At 69.2% G+C, this 16,312-nt stretch carries 14 protein-coding genes and 1 pseudogene; 5 read left to right on the plus strand and 10 right to left on the minus strand.

The annotated features are described in order from the left end of the window. Positions 1–15: 15 nt before the first annotated feature. The 3 genes from ATK30_RS09170 to ATK30_RS09180 are packed head-to-tail and all read right to left on the minus strand — an operon-like array spanning position 16 to position 2,755. On the minus strand, positions 16–1,197 hold the full coding sequence (locus ATK30_RS09170; protein ID WP_101435213.1) for a thiolase family protein: 1,182 nt from the start codon (positions 1,195–1,197) through the stop codon (positions 16–18). After that, a complete protein-coding gene (locus ATK30_RS09175) occupies positions 1,194–1,949 on the minus strand; it encodes a CoA-transferase subunit beta (protein WP_101435214.1) in 756 nt (251 codons plus the stop codon). The genes ATK30_RS09170 and ATK30_RS09175 overlap by 4 nt, the downstream gene beginning before the upstream one ends. After that, positions 1,946–2,755, minus strand: coding sequence for a CoA transferase subunit A (locus tag ATK30_RS09180; protein WP_101435215.1), 810 nt, complete (start codon positions 2,753–2,755; stop codon positions 1,946–1,948). The genes ATK30_RS09175 and ATK30_RS09180 overlap by 4 nt, the downstream gene beginning before the upstream one ends. Before the next feature lie 432 nt (positions 2,756–3,187). Here ATK30_RS09180 and ATK30_RS09185 point away from each other — a divergent pair, with 432 nt between their 5' ends. Both ATK30_RS09185 and ATK30_RS09190 read left to right on the plus strand, forming a co-directional pair. Next, positions 3,188–4,135, plus strand: a complete 948-nt coding sequence (locus ATK30_RS09185; protein ID WP_101435216.1) for a 2-hydroxyacid dehydrogenase — start codon at positions 3,188–3,190, stop codon at positions 4,133–4,135. Beyond that, entirely contained in the window at positions 4,132–5,259 is a 1,128-nt protein-coding gene (locus tag ATK30_RS09190) for a glycerate kinase (protein ID WP_101435217.1), read from the plus strand. The genes ATK30_RS09185 and ATK30_RS09190 overlap by 4 nt, the downstream gene beginning before the upstream one ends. A gap of 231 nt (positions 5,260–5,490) precedes the next feature. On the opposite strand, the gene ATK30_RS09195 is transcribed toward ATK30_RS09190, so the two are convergent. Next, positions 5,491–5,796 (minus strand): iron-sulfur cluster biosynthesis protein, encoded by a 306-nt coding sequence (locus ATK30_RS09195; protein ID WP_101435218.1) that lies wholly within the window; start codon positions 5,794–5,796, stop codon positions 5,491–5,493. Positions 5,797–7,300: 1,504 nt separating this feature from the next. On the opposite strand from ATK30_RS09195, the gene ATK30_RS47655 reads away from it, so the two are divergent. Next, positions 7,301–7,717 carry a GtrA family protein gene (locus tag ATK30_RS47655; protein WP_101435220.1) on the plus strand — a complete coding sequence of 139 codons (417 nt, stop codon included), beginning with the start codon at positions 7,301–7,303 and terminating at the stop codon, positions 7,715–7,717. Positions 7,718–8,042: 325 nt separating this feature from the next. Beyond that, positions 8,043–8,699, plus strand: a complete 657-nt coding sequence (gene shbA, locus ATK30_RS09210; RefSeq protein WP_167441869.1) for an RNA polymerase sigma factor ShbA — start codon at positions 8,043–8,045, stop codon at positions 8,697–8,699. A 101-nt stretch (positions 8,700–8,800) separates the two neighbouring features. Here the strand turns inward: shbA and ATK30_RS09215 are convergent, their stop codons facing one another. From ATK30_RS09215 to ATK30_RS09225, 3 genes are read right to left on the minus strand one after another with little or no spacing between them, the layout of a single operon-like run. After that, positions 8,801–9,631 (minus strand): amidohydrolase family protein, encoded by an 831-nt coding sequence (locus ATK30_RS09215; protein WP_101435221.1) that lies wholly within the window; start codon positions 9,629–9,631, stop codon positions 8,801–8,803. Beyond that, positions 9,628–10,602: an aldo/keto reductase gene (locus ATK30_RS09220; protein WP_101435222.1), complete on the minus strand. Its 975-nt coding sequence runs from the start codon at positions 10,600–10,602 to the stop codon at positions 9,628–9,630. Before ATK30_RS09220 ends, ATK30_RS09215 begins: the two co-directional genes overlap by 4 nt. Next, positions 10,599–10,931 (minus strand): L-rhamnose mutarotase, encoded by a 333-nt coding sequence (locus ATK30_RS09225; RefSeq protein WP_101435223.1) that lies wholly within the window; start codon positions 10,929–10,931, stop codon positions 10,599–10,601. Before ATK30_RS09225 ends, ATK30_RS09220 begins: the two co-directional genes overlap by 4 nt. 74 nt (positions 10,932–11,005) lie before the next feature. On the opposite strand from ATK30_RS09225, the gene ATK30_RS09230 reads away from it, so the two are divergent. Continuing rightward, positions 11,006–11,722 (plus strand): FadR/GntR family transcriptional regulator, encoded by a 717-nt coding sequence (locus ATK30_RS09230; RefSeq protein WP_101435224.1) that lies wholly within the window; start codon positions 11,006–11,008, stop codon positions 11,720–11,722. Between the two features lie 1,007 nt (positions 11,723–12,729). Here the strand turns inward: ATK30_RS09230 and ATK30_RS09235 are convergent. From ATK30_RS09235 to ATK30_RS09245, 3 genes and pseudogenes are all read right to left on the minus strand, one after another. Further along, positions 12,730–13,746: an ABC transporter permease gene (locus ATK30_RS09235; RefSeq protein ID WP_101435225.1), complete on the minus strand. Its 1,017-nt coding sequence runs from the start codon at positions 13,744–13,746 to the stop codon at positions 12,730–12,732. After that, positions 13,739–15,240, minus strand: a pseudogene (locus ATK30_RS47660) (sugar ABC transporter ATP-binding protein). The gene ATK30_RS09235 and the pseudogene ATK30_RS47660 overlap by 8 nt, the downstream one beginning before the upstream one ends. After that, the gene (locus ATK30_RS09245) at positions 15,237–16,277 is read right to left on the minus strand and encodes a sugar ABC transporter substrate-binding protein (RefSeq protein WP_167441870.1); all 1,041 of its coding nucleotides are present in this window, start codon (positions 16,275–16,277) and stop codon (positions 15,237–15,239) included. The pseudogene ATK30_RS47660 and the gene ATK30_RS09245 overlap by 4 nt, the downstream one beginning before the upstream one ends. Positions 16,278–16,312 lie beyond the last annotated feature (35 nt).

Consider the following 16,312-nt stretch of genomic DNA (forward strand, 5'->3'; position numbering starts at 1 on the left):
GATGCCTCCCCTTTCTCAGCGATTCTCGAGCACGACAGCGAGCCCCTGGCCGACGCCGATGCAGATCGCCGCGAGGCCCCAGCGACCGCCGGTGCGGCGGAGGTGATGCGCCAGCGTGCCGATGATCCGGCCGCCGGACGCGCCCAGCGGGTGCCCGATCGCGATGGCCCCGCCGTTGACATTGACGATTTCGGGGTCGAGCTTCGACCACTCTTTCAGGCAGGCCAGCGATTGCGCCGCGAACGCCTCGTTGAGTTCCACCGCGGCGAGGTCGTTCCAGTCGATGCCAGCCCGTTCCAGCGCGATCTCCGCCGCGCGCACCGGGCCGATGCCGAACACGTCCGGATCGACCCCCGCGGCGCCGCGGCCGGCGATCCGGGCCAGCGGCGTCTTGCCGAGCCGTTCGGCCGCGGACTCGTCGCCGAGCAGCAACGCCGACGCACCGTCGTTCAGCGGCGACGCGTTCCCCGCCGTGACGGTGCCATTTTCCTTGCGGAACACTGTTTTCAGCTTCGCGAGCTTCTCAGGCGAGGAGTCCGGCCGGATGCCCTCGTCCCGGGCCAGTTCGACGCCTTCGACCGGAACCACGTGATCGTCGTAGAAGCCCTCGTCCCACGCCCGCGCGGCGTTCACGTGACTGCGCGCGGCGAACGCGTCCTGCTCGTCGCGACCGATGCCGTAACGCTCGGCGAGCAGCTCGGTGGACTCGCCGAGGGAGACGGTCCACTGCGACGGCATCGCCGGGTTGACCATCCGCCAGCCGAGCGCGGTGTTGTACAGCGTCTGGTTGCCGGCCGGGAAAGCCTTGTCCGGCTTCGGCATCACCAGCGGCGAGCGGCTCATCGATTCGACGCCGCCCGCGACCACCAGCGAAGCGTCGCCGACCTGAATCGCCCGGCTCGCCTGCATGGTCGCCTCGACGCCGGACCCGCACAACCGGTTCACCGTCGCGCCGGGCACCGATGTCGGCCAGCCGGCGAGGAGCGCGGCCATCCGCGCCACGTTGCGGTTGTCCTCGCCCGCCCCGTTGGCGTCACCGAGCACCACCTCGTCCACAGTGGACGGATCGAGCCCGTTGCGCTCGGCCAGCGCGCGCAGGACGCCCGCGGCCAGGTCGTCAGGACGCACTCCGGAGAGAGCGCCGCCGTAGCGCCCGAAGGGAGTGCGGATCGCGTCGAGTACGTAAGCGTCGCTCATTCGCCGGCCTTCTTCAGTTCACGGAGCAGGGTCAATTCGCGTTCGGTGGGCGCGGGTGTGGTTGTGAGGTCCGCGGCCGCCTTCAGTGTCCACCCCGTCGCTTCCACGACCTGGTCCAGCTCGACGCCGGGGTGCAGTTCGGTGAGAGTGAGCTCCGCGGTGTCCGGGTCGGGCCGCATCAGCCCGAGGTCGGTGACCACGAGCGTCGGCCCGGCGCCGCGCAGGCCAAGCCGTTCGCGGTCGCCGCGCCCGGTGCCGTGGCCGAACGACGTCACGAAGTCGACCTTGTCCACGAACGTCCGCTTGCTCTGCCGCAGCACGACGAACACTTCCTTGCAGGACGCGGCGATCTCCGGCGCCCCGCCCGCGCCGGGCAGGCGCACCTTCGGATCGTGGTAGTCGGAACCGATGACGGTGGTGTTGATGTTGCCGAACTTGTCGAGTTGCGCCGCGCCGAGGAACCCGACGTCGATCCGGCCGGGCTGCAGCCAGTAGTTGAACACCTCGGGCACGCTGACGACGGCGTCGGCGGTGTCGGCCAGCTCGCCGTCGCCGATCGACAGCGGCAGCCTGCTGGGTTTCGCGCCGAGACAGCCCGATTCGTAGATCAGTGTGAGGTTCGGGGCGTGCGTGCGACGAGCCAGGTTGGCCGCCGTGCTGGGCAACCCGATCCCGACGAAACACGACATGCCCTCGCCGAGCGCACGGGCCGCGGCGATGCTCATCATCTCGTCGGCGGTGTACGCGCTCATGCCTTCACCCCGGTCAGCTCGTTCAGCCACTTGCCGAATTCCTCGCGGTCCCGTCCGATCTCGTCCCACGCCTGGTACGCCGCGTTGTCCCGCTCGTAGTACCCGGCGGCATACGACGGCGCCGCGCCGTGCGGCACCTCGGCCACCGCGGTGACCGCCCAGGACGGAAGGACCAGCGCGCCCGGCCGGGGCTCCAGCTCGTCGACGATCTCTTCGACGGTGACCAGCGACCGCTTGGCCGCGAGCACCGCTTCCTTCTGCACGCCCGCGATGCCCCACAGCTGGACGTTGCCCGCCCGGTCGGCGCGCTGCGCGTGCACGATCGTGACGTCCGGGTTCAGCGCGGGCACCGCGGTGAGCTGCTCGCCGGTGAACGGGCAGGTGATCGGCTTGATCGTGTCCGTCTGCGCGGGCAGGTCGGTGCCGGTGTACCCGCGCAGCACCGCGAACGGCAACCCGGAAGCACCTGCGACATAACGGTTCGCCATGCCCGCATGGCTGTGTTCCTCGATCTCCAGCGGCGACGGCCACGCGTGCTGCACGGCGTCGCGGAACCGGTGCAGCGAGCCGACCCCGGGGTTGCCGCCCCACGAGAAGATCAGCTTGCTCGCACAGCCCGCTCCGATGAGCTGGTCGTAAACGATGTCCGGCGTCATCCGCACGAGCGTGAGGTTCCGCCTGCCCTGACGGATGATCTCGTGCCCGGCCGCCACGGGAATGAGGTGCGTGAAGCCCTCGAGAGCGACGGTGTCTCCGTCGTGCACCAGCTCGGCGACCGCCTCGCCGAGCGACAGCACCCTTGCCATCACGAGCCCTTCCGTCTGGATCTTCCTGCTTCCGGCGTTCCGTGCTAGCGTGTTCGCATCGCGCACAGAAGTTCTACATATGAACATAACACGATCCGGCCGCCCGCGGGAGTGCCAAAAGGTGAAGCGGACGTCCGGACAGACGGCACAAGACACCGCGAGGTTCGCGGCTTCGAGAGGAATGAGGTGAGGCGATAAGACAACACGGTGCGCGAGGAGTCGGCGAACGGGTATAGCGGCAGGCACAGAGCGGCGCGGTCGGCGGGAGACCGGATTTCGTTGCGTGGTACCGCAATGCGGAATTCGGGCACTGCCCTCCGTCGGCGGCGTTCTGTCGCGGTCGGACGCTCCGTCGCAGCTCAGGCGGGTGTCCGGCGGTGAGCGCGCCGCGAACCTCGCCCGGGCGGCACGGTCGGCATTAGGCTGCTCGCCATGCCGAAGATCGCTGTCACCCGCTGGATCCCGGACGAGGCCGTGCAGGTGCTCGGCGAGGCAGGCGAAGTCGAAATCTCGCCGGAGGACCGGCCGCTCACGCCCGAGGAACTGCGGAAGTTCGTCGCCGGATCGGCCGCGGTGGTGTCGATGCTGCACGACCGGATCGACGGCTCAGTCGCGGACGCGGCGGGTCCCGGTCTGAAGATCGTCGCGAACGTCGCGGTGGGCTACGACAACGTGGAGGTCAGTGCACTGGCCGAGCGCGGGGTCGTGGTCGCCAACACGCCAGGCGTGCTCACCGACGCCACCGCGGATCTCACGTTCGGATTGCTGCTGGCCGTTTCGCGGCGGCTCGGCGAAGGCGAACGTTTGCTGCGCGCACGGCAGCCGTGGTCGTTCCACCTCGGCTTCCTGCTCGGGTCCGGACTGCAGGGCAAGACGCTCGGCATCGTCGGGCTCGGGCAGATCGGCCGCGCGGTGGCGACGCGGGCGGCGGCGTTCGGGATGCGGGTCGTCTACTCCGGACGGTCGGCGAAACCGGACTTCGACGGCGAGTTCGTGTCGTTCGACGAGCTGCTGCGGCGTTCCGACTTCGTGTCGCTGCACTGTCCGCTGACTCCCGAGACCCGACACCTCATCGACGCGGACGCATTGCGGACGATGAAGCCGAGCGCGTACCTGGTCAACACCACGCGCGGTCCGGTGGTCGACGAGTCGGCTCTGGCCGACGCGCTCGAAGCCGGCGAGATCGCGGGCGCGGCGCTGGACGTGTTCGAGAAGGAGCCGGACGTCGAGCCACGGCTGCTGAACCGCGACGACGTGGTGCTGACGCCGCACCTCGGATCGGCGACGGTGGAAACGCGTACGGCGATGGCGGTGCTGGCCGCGCGCAACGTCGTCTCGGTGCTCGCCGGCTCCGAGCCGCTGACGGAGGTGGGCCGATGACCCGGGTCGTGATCGCACCGGACAAGTTCAAGGGAAGCCTGACCGCGGTCGAGGTGACGGAGGCGATCGCGCACGGCGTGCGCGATGCGTTGCCGGATGCCGAGATCTCCGCGTGCCCCGTCGCCGACGGCGGCGAAGGGACGCTGGAGGTGCTCGAGAACGCGGGCGGCTCCATGGTGCGGTTGTCGGTGCGCGGGCCGCTCGCCGAACAGGTCGAGGCTCGGTACGTCCTGCTCGACGGCACGGCCTACGTCGAATCGGCGCGGGCCTGCGGGATCGAGTTCGTGACGCCGAGCCGGGAAGTCGCGCTGGCCGCGCACACGTGGGGCGTCGGCGAGCTGCTGAACGACGCCCTCGCTCGCGGAGCGCGGCGGCTCGTGTTGACCGTCGGCGGCACCGCGAGCACCGACGGCGGTGCCGGGATGCTGGCCGCGCTCGGTGCGGAGGTCGTCGACGCGTCCGGTGCACCGGTCGGTCTGGGCGGCGGGTCGCTGGCGCAGGTCGCGCGCGTAAATCTGGGTCCCGTGCGGGAACGGCTGGGCGCCGTGCCGGTCGCGGTCGCGACAGACGTGACGAATCCGCTGCTCGGCGAGAACGGGGCGGCGGCCGTGTTCGGTCCGCAAAAGGGGGCTGGTCCGGAGGACGTGCACGCGCTCGACGAAGCGCTGTCGCACTGGGCTAAGGCGCTTGTACAGGCTGGCGCGCCCGACGTCTCCGACCTTCCCGGAGCCGGGGCGGGCGGAGGTGTCGCGGCGGGAGCGATCGCGGGACTCGGCGCGACGGTCGAGTCCGGCTTCGACCTGATTGCCGCCTTGACCGGCGTCGATACCGCGCTGACCGGCGCGGACCTGGTGATCACCGGTGAGGGTTCGCTGGACGAGCAGTCGCTGTCCGGCAAGGCCCCGGCAGGCATCGCGGCCCGCGCCGGGCGGACGGGTGTCCCGCTGCTGGTGCTCGCCGGACGGATCCAGCTGGACGCGGACGCGCTGGCCGGGCTGGGAGTCGTGGGCAGCAGCGCGCTGATCGACCACGCGCCGTCGCTGGACTATGCCCGCAGCCACGCCGCGGAACTGCTGCGCGAACGGGCCTGCGTGCTGGTGCGGGACTGGCTGCGCACTCAGTAACAGAGCGCTCCCGCGATCGACCGCGGGAGCGCTCTGCACAACAACGCAGCCACCCCGTCATCTGGACAACCCGCGTCTTGGGCGGCAGCGCCGCCCCGGGATCGGCCCTGAATCAACTCGCCGGGCCAGGACGCCCCGAGACGTCCGACGGCACCGGCGAACGGCACACGGGATCAGCGGACGGATGCCGCCGCGCGGACCCCGTGGCCGGGCGCTTGCTTGCGCCGCCCGTCAGGCGGACTGCTGCTGGGGCAGGACGGCGAAGGCGACGTCGCCGGTGTCGTCCTGCTGAACGTCGAGGACCTTGTCGTCGAGCAGCGCCGCTGCTTGCGGCTCGAGGAAGACCTTCGCCCCGCCGTCGGCGCCGACGATGCGGTCGCCGTCCTCCGGGGCCGGGGCTACCGACAGCGCCAGCTGGGCACCGTCGCCTTCCATGCTCTGCAGCGCGAAGCGCAGGCCGCTCTGGTCGGAGTCACTGCCTTGATCAGCGGTCAACGCGGTGATCGCCTCGGCGGCGGCTTCGGTAACGGTCAGCATCTTTCGGCCTTCCCTTCGTCGCAGTCGGATGCGCGCGGTCGGTTGCAGGGTGGTTTTTCACGCTAAAGGCGGCACGACGGTCGCGCAGTGTGAGCGCGAGGCCATTGCCGCGACGGTGGAACCTGTCACAAATACGTTTGAGATCACGATCTTCGGGCCATGGCCGACCGGATCGCGTCGGCGACCGTGCAGCCGCCGTGGTCGACCCGTTCGCCCTGTGGCGACACCGGGGGCCAGCCGGCCCCAGTCGAGTCGAGTGACCCCGGTTCGGCTTCGCCTCCGTTGCCAGACTCGGCGACGGCATCGACCGATCCCTGCTCGCCGGCCACCGGCGGCCGCACCTCGGGCTCGTCCCCCGCCCGCTGACTCTCCCGGACCTCGCCGGAAGCAGCCGCGCCTCTCGAGCCGGACGCGCGAAACGGGGCGACCGGAGAGCCGTCAGCACCGGGTGCTTGACTCTCGCGAAGAGTGTCGTCACCGGGATCGCTCACGGGCACCTCCCGAAAGTCCGGTTGTTCGTGGTGAGCTACCCGAGGCGGCATCGAGTGAAACGGGCCGAACGGCTGTCGTCGGAATCACAGGGTTTCCGACGGCCGGCTAGGGCATCAGCGGGCGAAGCGGAGCTAGCGTCGGAACTATGACCACCACCCGGTGGAAGCCGCGCGGCCGGATCGGAATCCGTCCCCGGCGCAAAGCCAGCAGCGCCCCAGTCGGTGATGACGCGCTGCCGGATTTCCGCACGCTCGACGAGCCTTCAAGCGATCGTTCCCCGGGCTTCGATGCGACTGTGGGCCAGCATCGCGCAGCCGACAACGAGCTGGCCGCGCTCCCCGACGAGATCGACACTCGCCACGACCTCTCCGACGCCGCCGACCGCCGTGGAGAGAATGCCCGTCGCCGCTCAGCGGCAAATCCGAGCGCTGACAGCCGGGGAACGACCGATCTGGACGCTGACCAGTTGCCGTCGAAGCCCGAAGGCGGCAGCTCCCGCCGCCCCCTGCCAGCCGACGCAAGCGTCGATCGCCACGGAACGGCAACTGCCTCTGCACCCTCGCTGCCGCCAGTCCCCCGGGACGGGGCCGTCAGTCACGACCAGCTAAGCGACGCGGACGCGAATCGCCACGAATCGGCAACCAGCGACGGCCAGTTGGCACCATCCGAAATCGCCCGTCATCGCTTGAATGCCCCCGCGAACGCCCGTCGCCCGCTGCCAGCAACCGGTGACGCTGAGCTGTCACGACCGGACGCCGCCACCGATGAACGCGCCGGTCGCCACTCAACGGCGAATCCGAACGAAGCTCGCCATGAAGCGGCGACCGACCCTGAGCTGTTGCCGTCAAAGCCCGCCAACACCACCACCGCTGCAGCCGCCCACCAGCCACGAACCGCGGCGGCTCTGGAAGCCGGACCCGCCCACGACGTGTCCCCCGCGAACCCAGCACCTGCGGACGTCGCCGACAATCGGCCAAACCACCCCGGCGACCGCATCGCCCGCCGCCGCGAAATGGGTGGTCATGCTGCCTGGTACCTGGCCGCCGGAGTCGTGACCACCGGGCTGCAGGCCGTCCTCTTCCTCGCCTTCCGTCCGGAAATCGGCGCGCAATGGGCGAATCTCGTCGCGCTCGCGATCACGACGGCCGGCAACACCGAGTTCCACCGGCGCGTCACCTTCGCCAACCGGACCAGCCGCGCGAGCAAGCGGCATCTTCAGGATCTCGTCACTTTCGCCTTCTACGCCGGCTACGGATCGCTGGTCCTCGCGGCCCTCGACGCCGTGGTCACGCATCCGTCGGCCGGGCAGCAAACCGCCGCGCTGCTCGCGGCCAGCTTCGTCGGCGGGGTCGTCCGGTTCGCCGTTCTGCGATGGTGGGTTTTCGCGCGGACTCGGCGAGCGGACGCGTTACAAGATCACCAACGGTAGTGGAACCCGTTCTACCCGCAGTGCGACCACTCTCGGTTGCGCTACCCGTCTATCACTCTTCGTGATGCACGAAATCGGACATCCGCACATGCTGCGAGGCCGCATTCGTACTGTGCGTCGGCTGGTCTCGTTTGTGTCAAGACCACTGCTGCTAACGGGGTATTCGTAGTTGAAATGTGGACGGTCGGCCTCCGGCCGCTTAAGGTTACGGAGCGTCGCAACGGTCGCAGTGCTCCCCCCGTTCGATCGGAGTACTTGCGACCGCAACATCACAGAGTGTTGACCCCAAGACAGCGACGGTCACAGGGTTGCCGGGGAGACGACCATGACAGCACCGTCAAAGACGTCCCGTACTGCGGTGTCCGGCGTCGCGGGCTACGTGAGCCCTGCGACGCTGCCCCGGTCCGGTGGACGCCTGACCAAAGAAGACCTCGACCCGCTCGTACGCGCCGCGGGAAAGGGCGATCAAGCCGCGATCGCCGACCTGTTACACGTGCTCCGCCCCGTTGTCGCCCGTTACTGCCGGGCCCGGATGGGCGGCCGCGACCTTTCCTATCTCGCCGCCGACGACGTCGCGCAGGACGTCTGCATGGCCGTTCTCAAGGCCCTTCCCGACTACCAGGACCGCGGCGGTTCGTTCCTCTACCTGGTGCACGCGATCGCGGCCAACAAGGTCGCCGACGCCTATCGCGCCGTCGCGCGCGACCGGTCCGAGCCGGTGCCCGAGCTTCCGGAACACCCGCTTTCCGGCGGCAACGAGCCGGAATCGCACGCGCTGCGCCTCGACCTCGGCAGCCGTCTGCAGGAGCTGCTCACCCGTCTCGCGCCGCTGCAGCAGGAGATCCTGGCGCTGCGCATCGTCGTCGGCCTCAGCGCGAACGAGACGGCGGAAACGCTGGGCATTTCGGCTGGCAACGTCCGCGTCACGCAGCACCGCGCGCTGTCCAAGCTCCGCGAGATGGTGCGGGGCCAGGACTTCTGAGCCGTTTGGTCACTCGAACGGCTGGAACGCCGCCGCGGAGCGCCGAATAGGTCGACAGGCTCTGTTTCGCACGGCACTCTGGATTCAGCCCGCCGCATCTCTCAGCTCAGTTCATACACGCGTGCCGCCGTGCGCTCGAAGACCTCCAGCCGTTCCGGGTCGCTCAGCACACCGGTCAGCGACACCGCCGCGTCCAGTACGACTTCGTACGCTGCCGCCAGTTCGCACACTGGCCAGTCGGAGCCGAACATGACCCGGTTCGCGCCGAACGACTCGAAAACGTGGTCTGCGTAGCGGCGCAGATGGTCCACCTGCCATTCGCGCCAGTCGGCTTCCGTCACCAAGCCGGACAGCTTGCAGTGCACGTTGTCGTGCGCGGCCAGCGAGGCCACGCCATCCGCCCACGGCTGCCATTCGCCGGCTGCGATGCCAGGTTTCGCGGCGTGGTCCAGCACCAGCCGAAGGTCTGGCAAGCGTTCGGCGACGTGCCGGGCGGCGGCGAGCTGTGCCGGTGCCACGAGCAGGTCGTAGACGAGGCCCGCCGCGCCGACCGCGGTCAGGCCGCGCAGGATTTCCGGACGCAGCAGCCAATCCGGGTCCGGTTCGTCCTCGACCTGGTGCCGGATGCCGACCAGCGGACCCAGTTCGCGCAGCCGGGCGAGCTGGTCCGCCACATCCGGTGCGGCGAGGTCGACCCAGCCGACGACACCGGCCACCAGCGGTTCGGACGCGGCCGTGGCGAGGAACTCCTCGGTTTCCGCCTGGTCCGAGACGGTCTGCACCAGCACGGTGGCATGGACGCCCGCCGCGGTGGTCACCGCGCGCAGATGGTCGACGGTGTACGGCTTGCGGATCGGGGCCAGCGCGTCGCCGGACATCCACGGGTACTCGCGGCGCGCCGGATCCCACAGGTGATGGTGCGAGTCGATCACTGGGCTCCTCCGGACACGACGGGGCGGGCGGCCGGCCGCAGCAGGCCGGCGTCGGCGAGGTCGTCCCACAGGACGGCCGGGATATTCGCCGCTGCCCGGCGAACGTTCAGCGACACCTGCTCGGCGTCGTGCGCGCCGACGACCACCGACACCACGGCCGGATGCGTGCGCGGCAACGCGAGCGCGGCCTCTGGCAGCGAAACACCGTGTCGCGCACAGATTTCCGCGATCTGCTGCGCTTTTTCCACGAGATCCGCGGGTGCGGTCGCGTAATCGTAAATAGTGCCGGGTTGTTCTGTGGCGAGGATTCCGCCGTTGAACACCCCACCGGCCACGACGCCGACACCGCGTTCGGCGCACAGCGGCAACAACTCGTCCAACGCCGGCTGGTTCAGCAAGGTGTAGCGACCGGCCATCAGGACGTGGTCGAGGTCGAACCGGCGCACGAATTCGGCCAGCATCGGCGCCTGGTTCATCCCGGCTCCGATGGCCCCCACGACGCCCTGCTCCCGCAACTCCAGCAACGCCGGAAACGCGCCCGAAACAGCTTCCTCGAAATGCTCGTCCGGGTCGTGCACGTACACGAGATCGATGCGGTCGAGCCCCAGCCGGTTCAGGCTTGATTCCAGCGAACGCACCACCCCGTCGCGACTGAAATCCCAGCGGCGGCGGTAGGTCGCAGGAACGTCGAAGCCCTGGTCGTCGCGTTCCCCGGGGGCCGCCGCGCGCGGTTCCAGCACTCGTCCGACTTTCGTGGACAGGACGTATTCGGCGCGCGGATACGCCGCCAGCGCGGCTCCGAGCCTGCGTTCGGACAGTCCCAGCCCATAGTGCGGCGCGGTGTCGAAATAGCGGATTCCCTCGTCCCACGCCCGCCGCACGCTCGCCGCGGCGATTTCGTCCGGCACCGCGTGGTAGAGGTTGCCCAGTTGCGCGCCGCCGAGTCCCAGCGGAGGAAGGTCCACGGTCATGCCTCCGCCGGGAGTTGCCAGACCAGTCCGAGGCCGTGGGCGACGTCGGAACGGTCGAGGTCGAGCAGTTCGTTGATCCGCTTCTGCCATGCGATGTCGGCCGGGTCGTCGGCGAGTTTCGCACGCATGTCCTCGAAATCGTCCACCTCGACGAAGTGGAACAGGTCGAGCCCGTCGCGCCAGATCCGCCACGACCGCACGCCGGCTCGGCGCAGGGCGGCGTCCAGGTCCTGCGGGATGACCGCGTGCACCTCCTCGTAGATTTTCTCCATTCCGGGCTTGAGCCGGGTGCGCAAGGCGACCGTTTGCGGCGCCGGGCCGTGGGTCATCGTTCCTCCTGACAGGAGTCGTGGCACGCTGTAGGGGGTAAACATCCGAGGTCTCTGCAGGGAGGGCGGTCCCGATGCCCGTCACCGATGTCGCGATCGACAAGATCAAGGACATGATCATCTCGGGCGAGCTCGCCCCGGGCGACCGGCTCCCCAAGGAGGCCGAGCTCGCGCAGCGGCTGGGGCTTTCCCGCAGTTCGCTGCGGGAAGCGGTGAAGGCGCTGTGCCTGATCCGGGTGCTGGACGTGCGCCAGGGCGACGGCACGTACGTCACCAGCCTGGAACCGAACCTGCTGCTCGACGCGATGACCTTCGTCGTCGACTTTCACCGCGACGACACCGTGCTCGATTTCCTTGCCGTGCGGCGGATCCTGGAGCCCGCGGCCACCGCACTGGCGGCGCTGCACATGCGCGACGAGGACGTCGCCGAACTCGGCGCGCTGCTCGGTGAGCTGGACGAATCGCCGACCGTCGAGGCGCTCGTCGCCAACGATCTGCAGTTCCACCGCAAAATCGCGGACGGCTCGGGCAATCCGGTGCTGTGCTCGCTGCTCGACAGCCTCTCCGGTCCGACCGCGCGAGCCCGGATTTGGCGCGGCCTCACCCAGGAAGGCGCGGTAGCCCGAACCCGGGAACAACACGCGGCGATCTACGACGCGATCGCCGCGCGGGAACCAGAACTGGCCCGCTCGTGGGCGACGGTGCACGTCGCCGGAGTGGAACAGTGGCTGCGAAGCACCCTGGTGGAAGACGACACGTCTGGCGATGAGGCCGAGCCCGCTGCTTCCTGATTGGACCGCGGCGTCGGTTCCTGAGCCGCTCCTTGCAGTGAAGGGTCCCTTCATTCCTTGCGGGTAGGAGTGAAGGGCCCCTTCGCTGCTATCCGGTTGGCGCGAGGGGGACTTTCGCGCCTCCACGGCAAGAGTGAGGGGACCCCTCACACCATGGTGGCCGAAGCGAAGGGACCCATCGCGCACCTTTGGCCGGAGCGAGGAGGACTTTCGCGCAGGCGGCAGGCCGGGCACCGTCAATCTCCGAACCGGAAAAGGTGAACGGACCCGTCGCGCGCGCTCGGACGACGCGGCGGGAACTCGTTCGCCGACCTGCGGGATGAAGGGACCGTTCAGTAACTCCGGCTCTGGTGCGGTGAAGGTTTCCCTCACCGCACCGGAAGCAGCGGAGACAGAGGACGCGGCGGAAGTCAATGCGGTGCAACTGGGAGTGACGGCACAGGTAAAGGTGGCGGCACGGCCGACTGCAACAACGCGGGCGACGACGGCGGCGCGCCCGGCGCGGGAAGAGCCGAGAGACTCGAAGTCCATGAGGGGCCCCTTCACGTACTTCCCCGCCGAACCATGCACCGCACCTGCCATCGAGCCGCCCGGACCAACGGCACGAGACAACCGGCCAGGCAACCGGCCAACCACCGAGCCAGCCGGCCAACTACACACCAAGCTCACCGTGCCAACCCCGCCAGCCAGCGAACCAACCGACGGGGCAGGCACCGAACCAACCGACCAGCCAGCTACCAAGCCGCCCGGACCGATCCTGCGAGGCCAATGGCCAGCCAACGAACCAGCCGACCGGCCACCCACCAAGCCAACCGAGGCAACCGCGCCGGACGACCGGCCAACCAGCGAACCAGCCGAGGGGTCAGGCACCGAGCCTGCTGACCGGCCATCCACCAAATCCACCGGACCGGCCCCGCGAGCCCAACGACCAGCCAGCGAACCAGCCGACCCGCCATCCACCGAGCCCCCGCACCGAGAAGGTCGGATGATCACCGAACCTCCACCGGTCAGGTCTGGGGCTTTCCACCGGCGTACCGGCTGATGATCAACGCGATCAAGATGATCCCCCCGTAAATCGCCTTCAGCCATTCCGCGGGGACCTGGGCGATGCGCAGCAGACTGTCCACCGACTGCAGCAACAGCACCCCGGTCAGTGCCCCGACCAACGTGCCCCGGCCGCCGTCCAGTGAAACGCCGCCGATGACCGCTGCGGCGAAGACCTGCAGGATCAAGCCGTCGCCTTGGTCGGCACCTAGGGCACCGACATAGCCGGTGTACGCGAGGCCGCCGATGGCTGCCAGGACTCCGGCCACCACGAACACCGCCCACGAGATCCGGTCCACCCGGATGCCCGCGGCCCGAGCGGCTTCGCGGTTGCCGCCGATTGCGTAGAGCGAGCGGCCGACTCGGTGGTAGCGCAGGCCCAGCCCGAAGACCACGAACAGCACCGCCGCGAGCCAGACCGACATCGGGAGACCGGCGAACGTCGTCGTCGCCAGAGCGGTGAACGCGTCGAGCTGGTCGAACAGCGTCTTGCCGTTCGTCGTACCGATCTGGGTGCCGCGCAGGACCGTCAGCATCGCCAGCGTCACGATGAACGCGTTCAGCTTCAGCTTCACGATCAGGAAACCGTTCACGAAGCCGATCAGGGCGCCCACCAGCGGGATCGCCACCAGGCCGAGCACCGAGGGCCATTGCGTGCCGAAGCCGGAGGACGCCGCCGGAATGACCAGCATCGCGCCGATCGCGGGGGCGATGCCCATCGTGGATTCCAGCGACAGGTCGAACTTGCCGGTCAGCAGCACGAGCGATTCGCCGAGCACGACCAGAGACAGCGCGGCCGCCGCGGAGAGGATGCTGATGATGTTGTCGAAGGTGAAGAACGTGTCGCTGATCAGCCCGCCGATCACGAACACCACCACGAGCGCGGGCAGCAGCGCCAGTTCGCGCAGCCACGCCGACTTCCGGCGCTTCGCCCGCACCGCGGGCAGCGCCGTCTGCGGGTCGCTCATCAGGTCAGTCATGGAGCCCGACTCCTTCGATATCCGCCACCAGATCCCCGTCGGACCAGCCGGCCCGGTGAACAGCGGCCACCTCGCCGGCGCGCAGCACGAGCACCCGGTCGGCCAGGCGCAGATCGTCCAGCTCGTCGCTCACGAGCAGCACCGCCTTCCCCTCGGCCCGCACCCGGTCCACGACCGCGAGCAGGGCCTCCTTCGACTTCACGTCCACGCCCGCGGTCGGGTTGATCAGCACCACCACGCGCGGATCGCTCTCCAGCGCCCTGGCGAGCACGACTTTCTGCTGGTTCCCGCCGGAGAGATCGGAAACGGGCTGGTCCGGGCCGGCCGCCACGATGTCGTAGGCGGTCAGGGCACGTGACCCGCGTTCGCGGCGAACCTTCGGAGACGCCAGGCCGCCGCGGCCCATGCGATCGAGCACGGAGAGGGTCGCGTTGTCCATAATGGAGTGTTCCAGCACGAGACCTTCGTGGTGCCGGTCCCGGGGGACACAGCCGATGCCTGCGCGCAGGGCGGCGGGAATGTCACCGGGTGGCAGGCGTTTTCCGTTCACCGAAACGGTTCCGGAGGTGGGCGCGCGCAGACCGTAGACCGTCTCGGCCACCTGGTGCTTGCCGCTCGCGTTGCTGCCGGCGAGCCCCACCACCTCGCCGCGGTGGACCCGCAGGGAGACGTCGTGGAAGCCGTCGCCGGACAGGCCGTCCACGGCGAGCACCTCTTCGGCGTCTACCGCGAGCGGGTCGCGGGTCGCTGCGTCGCGGACGGCGAGGCCGCCCTGCTCCCCCGTCATCGCGTCGACCAGCGCCGCGCGGCTGACCTCCTCGACGGGGCGGTGAGCACGTGCCGAGCGTCGCGCAGGACCGTAACCGCTTGGCACACCTCGTAAACCTCGTGCAGGTGGTGCGAGATGAACAGAAAGGTGACGCCGTTCTCCTGCATCTGCCGCATGCGCTCGAAAAGCCGCTCGATGGCCTGGCTGTCCAGCTGCGCGGTCGGCTCGTCCAGCACGATGAACCGCGCACCGTAACTCAACGCGCGGGCGATCTCGACGAACTGACGGTCCTCAACGGACAGTTCGCCCGCCGGAGTGTCCACATCGACGCGGACGTCCCACGAGTCCAGCAGCTCCCGCGCCTGCCGGCGAAGCTTTTTCCAGCCGATCGCGAATCCGCCCCCGGCCTGCCGGTTCAGGAACAGGTTCTCCGCGACGGTCAGCTGCGGCACCACCATCGCGTGCTGGTAGACGCACGCCACGCGCGCCTTCCAGTCGTCCTGTTTGGACAAGGAAGGCGCCGGTTCGCCGCCGAAGGAAACGCTGCCGGTGTCCGTTTCGGACAGTCCAGTGAGGATGGACACGAGCGTGGACTTGCCCGCCCCGTTGCGGCCGACGAGTGCGTGTGACTCGCCGGGCCGCACGGTGAGGCTGACGTCCTGAAGCGCCACGGTGGGCCCGTACCGCTTCCCGACGCCGTCCGCCTGCACTACCGGCGCGCTCACAGGTTGTTACCCCACAAAGCTTTGTCGTCCACGTTGTCCTTGGTCACGACCGGCGCGGGCAGCTGGTCTTCCAGGATGCCGGGGCTGATCTCGACAATCGTGGAGTCGTGGTCGGTCGGGCCCGGTTTGAACGTCTCGCCCGCCATCGCCTTCTTGAGCCAGTACATGCCGTACTTGGCGTAGGCGTCCGCGGGCTGCGAAACCGTTGCGTCCAGTTCGCCGTTGCGGATCGCGGCGAGCTCCTGCGGAATGCCGTCGTTGCTCACCAGCACCACGTGCTTCGGGTCGCCGACCGGGAAGAACAGGTTCTTGCGCTTGAGCGCCTGCTCGGTCGGCGCGAGATAGACGCCGCCCGCCTGCATGTACACGCCCTTGACGTCCGGGTTCGCGGTCAGCAGACTGTCCAAACCGGACGACGCCTTGTCCGCCTTCCATTCGGCGGCGACCTCGAGCACCTTGACGTCCGGGTACTTCTGCTTCATGCACTCGCGGAACGCCGCCGAGCGGTCGCGGCCGTTGACCGACGCGAGGTCGCCCATCACCTGCACGACCTTGCCGCTCTTCACGCGCTTGCCGATTTCGTCGCACGCCTTGGTTCCGTACGCCTTGTTGTCCGCGCGGACCACCATCGCGACCTTGCCGCTCTCCGGCGCGACGTCCACCGCGACCACCGGGACGCCCTTGTTTTCGGCCTGCTTCAGCCCGGCGACGACCGCGGCCGAGTCGAGCGGCGTGACGACGAGCCCCTTCACACCCTGGCTGAGCAGCGTGCCGATGTCCGTGATGAGCTTCGCCGGGTCGCTGTCGGCGTTCACCGTGGGCAGTGCGTCGAGCCCCTGCTCCTTCGCCATCTGCGGCACGTATTTGTTGTAGGCCTGCCAGAACGGCGAGGTCAGCAGGGGCAGCGTCGCCCCGACCTTGCCGGTGCCGCCCGCGCCGGCCGCTGCCGCCGGTTTGTCCTTAGTGGACCCGCACGCGCCGAGCACCAAACCGCAGGCGGCCACCGCGGCGGCCAGCCGGATCACCTTCGTACGCACCGCATCCTCCTTGATGACAGGCCTTGTTGGCTGAG

It is taken from the genome of Amycolatopsis echigonensis (assembly GCF_002846615.1).
In the GTDB taxonomy this organism is placed as follows: domain Bacteria; phylum Actinomycetota; class Actinomycetes; order Mycobacteriales; family Pseudonocardiaceae; genus Amycolatopsis; species Amycolatopsis echigonensis.